The sequence below is a fragment of the Celeribacter marinus genome (assembly GCF_965656515.1).
Lineage (GTDB): Bacteria > Pseudomonadota > Alphaproteobacteria > Rhodobacterales > Rhodobacteraceae > Celeribacter > Celeribacter marinus_D.
In genome coordinates this window covers 21,247-27,298 of the sequence record NZ_CBFHKW010000004.1, presented here as the reverse complement: position 1 = coordinate 27,298, position 6,052 = coordinate 21,247, and the positions used below count along the sequence as shown (strand labels likewise).

The 6,052-nt window shown below is 53.2% G+C and carries 6 protein-coding genes; 4 read left to right on the top strand and 2 right to left on the bottom strand.

Annotation, left to right across the window (positions count from 1 at the left end; translation table 11 throughout):
• Nucleotides 1-472: ABC transporter permease (locus ACTG34_RS01735; protein ID WP_439103323.1), on the bottom strand; the 472-nt coding region annotated here is incomplete at its 3' end.
• A 110-nt stretch (nucleotides 473-582) separates the two neighbouring features.
• On the opposite strand from ACTG34_RS01735, the gene ACTG34_RS01730 reads away from it, so the two are divergent.
• Together ACTG34_RS01730 and ACTG34_RS01725 are read left to right on the top strand one after the other, a co-directional pair.
• Nucleotides 583-1,974 (top strand): hypothetical protein, encoded by a 1,392-nt coding sequence (locus ACTG34_RS01730; RefSeq protein WP_439103322.1) that lies wholly within the window; start codon nucleotides 583-585, stop codon nucleotides 1,972-1,974.
• 7 nt (nucleotides 1,975-1,981) lie between these two features.
• A complete protein-coding gene (locus ACTG34_RS01725; RefSeq protein WP_439103321.1) occupies nucleotides 1,982-2,653 on the top strand; it encodes an ABC transporter ATP-binding protein in 672 nt (223 codons plus the stop codon).
• 6 nt (nucleotides 2,654-2,659) lie between these two features.
• Here the strand turns inward: ACTG34_RS01725 and ACTG34_RS01720 are convergent, their stop codons facing one another.
• Nucleotides 2,660-3,622 carry a sulfotransferase family protein gene (locus ACTG34_RS01720; protein ID WP_439103320.1) on the bottom strand — a complete coding sequence of 321 codons (963 nt, stop codon included), beginning with the start codon at nucleotides 3,620-3,622 and terminating at the stop codon, nucleotides 2,660-2,662.
• Between the two features lie 198 nt (nucleotides 3,623-3,820).
• Between ACTG34_RS01720 and ACTG34_RS01715 the strand changes: the two genes are divergently transcribed.
• Complete coding sequence (locus ACTG34_RS01715; RefSeq protein ID WP_439103319.1) at nucleotides 3,821-4,678, top strand: glycosyltransferase family 2 protein; 858 nt, start codon at nucleotides 3,821-3,823, stop codon at nucleotides 4,676-4,678.
• Nucleotides 4,679-4,702: 24 nt separating this feature from the next.
• A complete protein-coding gene (locus ACTG34_RS01710) occupies nucleotides 4,703-5,947 on the top strand; it encodes a glycosyltransferase family 4 protein (protein ID WP_439103318.1) in 1,245 nt (414 codons plus the stop codon).
• Nucleotides 5,948-6,052: the final 105 nt, after the last annotated feature.

The following is a 6,052-nucleotide window of genomic DNA, read 5'->3' as shown; positions in this document are numbered from 1 at the left end:
GTATGATCGCTGTGAACATCGCATAGATCGCATGCGCCGCGATAAAGACTGTGCGCGTTTCCCACCACAGACAAATGCCGATCACCACAACGACGAATACGATTGTTTGGGTGATCGTCGCAGCTAGCATTTTGGCGATTGCGGCGTCGATGTAGGTGATTGACGGGTATTGCAACATGGACCGCGAGCCGCTGACCGCATTTTGAACGCGTCCGGAAACATCGCGGTAGACATTAAATGTTAAAAACCCTGTTGCATAAAAGATCTGAAAGTTCACCCCGAGCGGAGGAGAGCGCAAAATGAGAGAGAATATCACGGACATGAGTGCGATGGACGCAATTGGCTCGATGATTGTCCAAAGATACCCACCCGATGTCTTGCTTGAGGACGTGGCGAGTTCGCGGATCGTCAGCGCCGAGATTGCCCGAAAGCTTCGAAATCGCAATTTTTGTGAGCTAACTGTCTGGTCCATTACTCACGCTAATCGCTTCATAGTTGATTAAAGGTTACTGAATACAACTAAAGTATATAGTGGCCTATCCCGCAAAATCAAAAGGATCTTCGGTGGCACAGGTAAAAAGTATGGTTTCGCGATCCACAGTTTCGGATCTTTGCATCGACACGGATGCCGCAGATGAAAGTCGGCGTGCGCGCAACGAGCGTCGCCGTGCGCGCCGTATCGAGATTGAAGAAGAAAAGGAGCGACACGCAGCTAAGGTCGCACCGACCCTCGCCCGTCTTGAGGCAGAGCGCGCGGAGGAAGAGCGCCTTTACACCCAATGGGACGAAGATGAGGATGATAACGACCGCGATATGCGCGCACTATATGTGGGCAAAATGGTCGCGCCTCCCGCAGCTGCGCCGGCCCGTTTCAGAAGCCGCCATATTGCAATTGTGATGAGTTTTTTGCTTTTGGTGGTTGCGCCAATCGCGCTTGTTGCGACCTATCTTTTTACGCGCGCCGCCGACCAATACGTGTCCGATCTTGCGTTTTCGGTACGCTCGGAAGAGCAGTCGTCAGCCTTTGATCTGATCGGCGGCTTGGCCAATTTAGGGAGGTCCGGAACCTCCGATACCGATGTTTTATTTGACTATATCCGTAGTGGCACAATTGTGCGCGAAGCCAACGCAGATCTGGATTTGGCGGCGATATGGTCCAAGCCTCAAAACGATCCGTATTTTGCCTTTAATGGTGATATAGCTATCGAAAACCTCGCAGATCACTGGACCAAAATGGTCAAAGTTTTTTACGACAACTCGTCGAATATCATTGAGGTGAAAGCACATGCTTTTGATCCAAAGGATGCGCAGGCCTTAAATCGCGAAATCTTGGATAAGAGTTCGCAGTTGATCAATCAGCTTAGCTCGGTTGCGCGTGAAGATTCGACACGCTACGCCCGTGCCGATCTTGAACAGGCCATTGAATCGCTGAAGGCGGCGCGGTCTGCTATTGCGCGGTTTCGATCTGAAAACCTGATTCTGGACCCTGGCGCAGAGGCCGAATCGCGCTTGGGTGTCGTCACTAAGTTACAACAAGAATTGGCGGACAGTCTGATCGACAATGACTTGCTCCTTGAGGCAACCAAGGCTGATGATCCGCGTGTGCGGCAAGTCCAAACACGTATTGACGTTATTCGACGGCGCATTGAGGCGGAGCGACTGTCAATGGTGGGTGGCGTCACGGCGCCGACGACTGAAAAGTCATATTCACAAATTCTGGACGAGTTCGAAGGGCTTTCGGTCGAAAAGGAATTTGCCGAGCAAGCATATGTGACGGCTTTGGCGTCCTTCAATATGGCGATTGCAGATGCGGGTCGCAAAACGCGTTACGTGGCTGCACATATTCCACCGACACTACCAGAACGATCCTCACAGCCACATCGATTTGGGGTATTGGCGACATTTTCATTTTTTGATCTCCTTGCATGGGCGATTGCCGTCTTGGTGTTTTATGCAATCCGTGATCGGCGGTGACCTAGTCATGATCCAACTTGAAAATGTGTGGAAATCCTTTCGCACGGAAGGCTACAAAAATGACGTGGTCAGAGGGGCAAACGCACTCTTTCCAGACGGACGTAGTGTCGCACTTTTGGGGAGAAACGGGTCCGGAAAAAGTACGATGCTCAAGATTATAGCGGGGACAGTGACGCCAGATTTTGGCCGCGTGACATCCACAGGATCAGTCTCTTGGCCGGTTGGTTTTACGGGAAGTTTTCACCGCGAACTGACCGCCGCGCAAAATGTGCGCTTTATCGCGCGGACCTACGGCGTGGATAGTGATGAGCTTATCGAATTTACGCGCGATTTCGCCAATCTTGGTGCGCATTTCGACCTTCCGATTCGAACGTATTCGTCTGGCATGCGGTCGCGCCTCGCCTTTGGCGTTTCAATGGGAATTCGGTTTGATACCTATCTGATTGATGAGGTGACATCAGTAGGCGACAAGGATTTCAAGGATCATGCCCGCACCCTCTTTTATGACCGGTTGTCGACGAGCGGCGCGATTGTCATATCGCACTCACGCAAAATGATACGCGATCTGTGCGATGCGGGTGCAGTGCTCGATCGTGGGCAGATTATTTACTACGACGATGTTGACCACGCGATCGCGCACCACGAATGGGTTTTGGCCAATCGCGCGAGGTTTGAGTAGTTTGCGCTACTTTAGACTATGTTTGTGAAGGTCGGATATCCGCGCCGTGATGCGACGATGAATGCCGCGCAAGCCAATGCGACGGCAAACTTTTTCCCCAAAGAATAAGAGAGGCCCATATGCCTGTGTGCCGAAACGCCATCGATAGAGCTTGTGGTTCGCTGCCAATGTGATGCGCTCTGATCGAGTGGGATTGCGCGGTGTCGTCGCGCACACATACCCGCGTGCGTTCATTAGGTCGCCTACTTTACCTTCAAGAAGGGCCAGCGCGTCCGGCCTACATTTTTGGCGCCATTGCTCGATCAGCTTTGGGTCGGGCGCGGCGTACGAGGTGTGTTCGTGGTAGCTCAACATCAAGGGCGACCAAGGGACATTTAGAAAATCGCACACATGTTTCAACTCGGTTTCCCAATCGGAAAAGAGCGACTCATAGCGTAGTTCAAATTGGTTCTCAGGCGGGATCAGGGTCGAAATCATACCCCAGTCACGTTCTGTTTCGATCCAATGGTCCACACCGTAATAGATATGTGCCGCCCACCCCATCGGGATAGAAGATCGCGCAACATCGCGTGGATCGCGGATCATGTGGATGAATTTTGCATCGGGAAGCGCATCGTGAATCCGCCTGCCATTACGGTGCACATTCAAGGTTATGACGCGCGCCTCAGGTACGCGTGCCCGCAGTTGATCAAAAAATGCATGTATCAAATCCAGCCCGTCCAGCGGAACGTTTTGACGTGGCAGGGTGAGACCCGAGTTTGAAAAGATACGGTCGCTTTGCAATGCGTCAAGGTCCACGCGCCACCCTGTGGCGTGCGTGTGATCGCGCCGCAAGTGGTCGAACAAGAAGTCGTATTCACCGGGATTGGCAGTGTCCGGATGCGCGTCGAGCATCAGACGAAAGGCGGTCGTTCCAGATCGCAATGCACCGTAAACGAATACGATTTGCGCGTGGTCTTGCTCCGTCATGCCCAATGTCTTTCCTTGATTTTTAATATGGTTAGTGCGGTTTGGCGGGTAGTGCAAACCCTTCGCCCAATGGTTGTAACTGCGCGGCGATGTGCGTGCAGGGTTGTTGCAACGAGACGGGACGTCTAAACATTAACCAAGCATGACATACGTGCATCACTGGGTGGGATATGCCCAAACAGGTCTGGAGCAGAGGCCGTGACAGGGACAACAATAACAAGGGCGGCGGTGATTATTCCCGCGAGTAATGAGGCAGGCTATATTGGTCCGTGCCTTGATGCTATGCTGTCTCGTGGTGTGGGATCGTCATGCCTCATCGTTGTGTCTGCAAATGCATGCACCGATGCAACGGTTAGCATTGCGCAAAGTTATGAGATCGCATTTCATGAGCGCGGTGACACCCTCGTAATTATTGATAGTCAAATCGGGGGAAAAACGGCTGCATTGACGCGAGCCGAAAGTCATTTTGATGTGATTGGATTGGGTGCCTTGCCGCGCGTTTATCTGGATGCTGACGTGGTTTGTTCGCCGCACCTTATCGATAAGATCGTCGACGCATTGAGCGTGGACATACCGCGATATGCAACGGGAGCGTTGGTGATCAAGCGGGCGGACAGCCGTATTACGCGCGCCTATGCGCGGTTTTGGGAAAAGCTGCCCTTTGTCAAAGGGGGCGTCGTTGGCGCAGGTTTTTTTGCGGTCAATGCCGCAGGGCGCGCGCGTTGGGGTCGTTTCGCGGACATCATTTCTGACGACACCTATGTGCGGCTACAGTTTGCGCCCGATGAACGGATCGAAGTTGATGCGTCTTATACGTGGCCGATGGTTGAGGGGTTTCGCGCACTTGTGAAAGTGCGCAGGCGACAAGATGCGGGGGTCAAGGAAATCGCTCACCGCTATCCGCAGATCTTAGTGAATGAGCAAAAAGCGCCGCTTGGTTTGGGTCGATTTGCGATGATGGCTGCCACGATGCCGTTTGCCGCGATGGTCTATGTGTCCGTGCATGTTTTGACACGGATTGGACGCAATAAAGAGACGTGGACGCGCGGACGATAGGTCTGATGCGAGGATGATAACGCGATGACAAAACAACCGATTGCATATTTGACGGGGGAGTACCCCAAGGTCTCGCATACGTTTATTCAGCGTGAAATTGAGGCGTTGCGTTTGAATGGCTGGACTGTTGAGGCCTGCACAATTCGACGCGCCGCGCCCAACGACATTGTCGGGACGGACCAACACCGCGAAGCGCGCGAGACGTTCTGTGTGCTTGAGGCCGCAAAGCGACCGGCCACTTTGATCGGCGCGCATATTTGGGCGTTACGGCGTGATGCACGAGCATGGGCAAAGGCCGCTGGCCTTGCGTGGAAAACACGGCCTGCGGGGTTGAAAGCAGCGCTTTGGCAGGTGTTTTATTTTCTGGAGGCTGGGATTTTGGCGCGTCACCTCCATGATAAAGGCGTGCGCCACATCCACAATCATTTTGCAAACTCGAGCGCGTCCGTGGCGATGCTGACGTCCGAAATGTCGGGCATTCCGTTTTCAATGACCATGCACGGGCCTGCGATCTTTTTTGAACCGATGCATTGGCGCATTGACGAGAAAATAGCGCGCGCCGCGTTCGTGTCCTGCATCAGTCATTTTTGCCGATCACAAGCGATGTATTTTTCTGACCCGATACATTGGGACAAACTCAAAATTGTCCATTGTGGTGTTGTGCCGAATGACTACGGCCGAAGACCCCGGACTGATCGTAAAAAGCGTATCATTTTTGTCGGGCGACTTGATCCGGTCAAGGGCGTGCCTCTTTTGCTTGATGCTATGGCGCGGGTCGTGCGCGACCACGGTGATGCTACCATGACGGTTGTGGGCGATGGTCCGTCACGCCACGCCGTAGAGGCGCAATCACGCGCGCTTGGTCTTGGTGACTGTGTGTCGTTTCTAGGGTACCGTGCATCAGATGAGATAACGGGATTATTGGAAGAGGTGGATATGCTTGTATTGCCGTCTTTTGCCGAGGGCGTCCCGGTCGTTTTGATGGAAGCTATGGCAAGTCGCATTCCAGTGATCGCCAGTCGGGTGGCGGGCGTGAGTGAATTGATCGAGGATGGCGTGTCAGGGTTCACTATTCCTGCCGGTGATTTGGACACCTTATGCGCAAGGTTGGACACCTTATTGTCTGACGGCGACCTTTGCATCCGTATGGGGAATGAGGGACGCCAAAAAGTTGAGGCAGATTTTGATTTGTCTTCGGAAGCGGCATGGATTGGTGCCCTTTTTGAGGGCGCATTGGTCGAGACTTTGCCGGACTCATTGCGACCCTAGAGCGGCCTAAAGCAAAGTTGAAATCCTGTCCCAGTGCAGCCAAATGGCGGAGCCGGTCGTTGCCAACCCAAAGGCCATCAGGCCCAGTTCTCCGACAGGATCCCA

Bases quoted from the DNA above. Each gene is read 5' to 3' on its own strand.
- ACTG34_RS01730 (WP_439103322.1), top strand. From the start codon at position 583: ATGGTTTCGCGATCCACAGTTTCGGATCTTTGCATCGACACGGATGCC.
- ACTG34_RS01725 (WP_439103321.1), top strand. From the start codon at position 1,982: ATGATCCAACTTGAAAATGTGTGGAAATCCTTTCGCACGGAAGGCTAC.
- ACTG34_RS01720 (WP_439103320.1), bottom strand. From the start codon at position 3,622: ATGACGGAGCAAGACCACGCGCAAATCGTATTCGTTTACGGTGCATTG.
- ACTG34_RS01710 (WP_439103318.1), top strand. From the start codon at position 4,703: ATGACAAAACAACCGATTGCATATTTGACGGGGGAGTACCCCAAGGTC.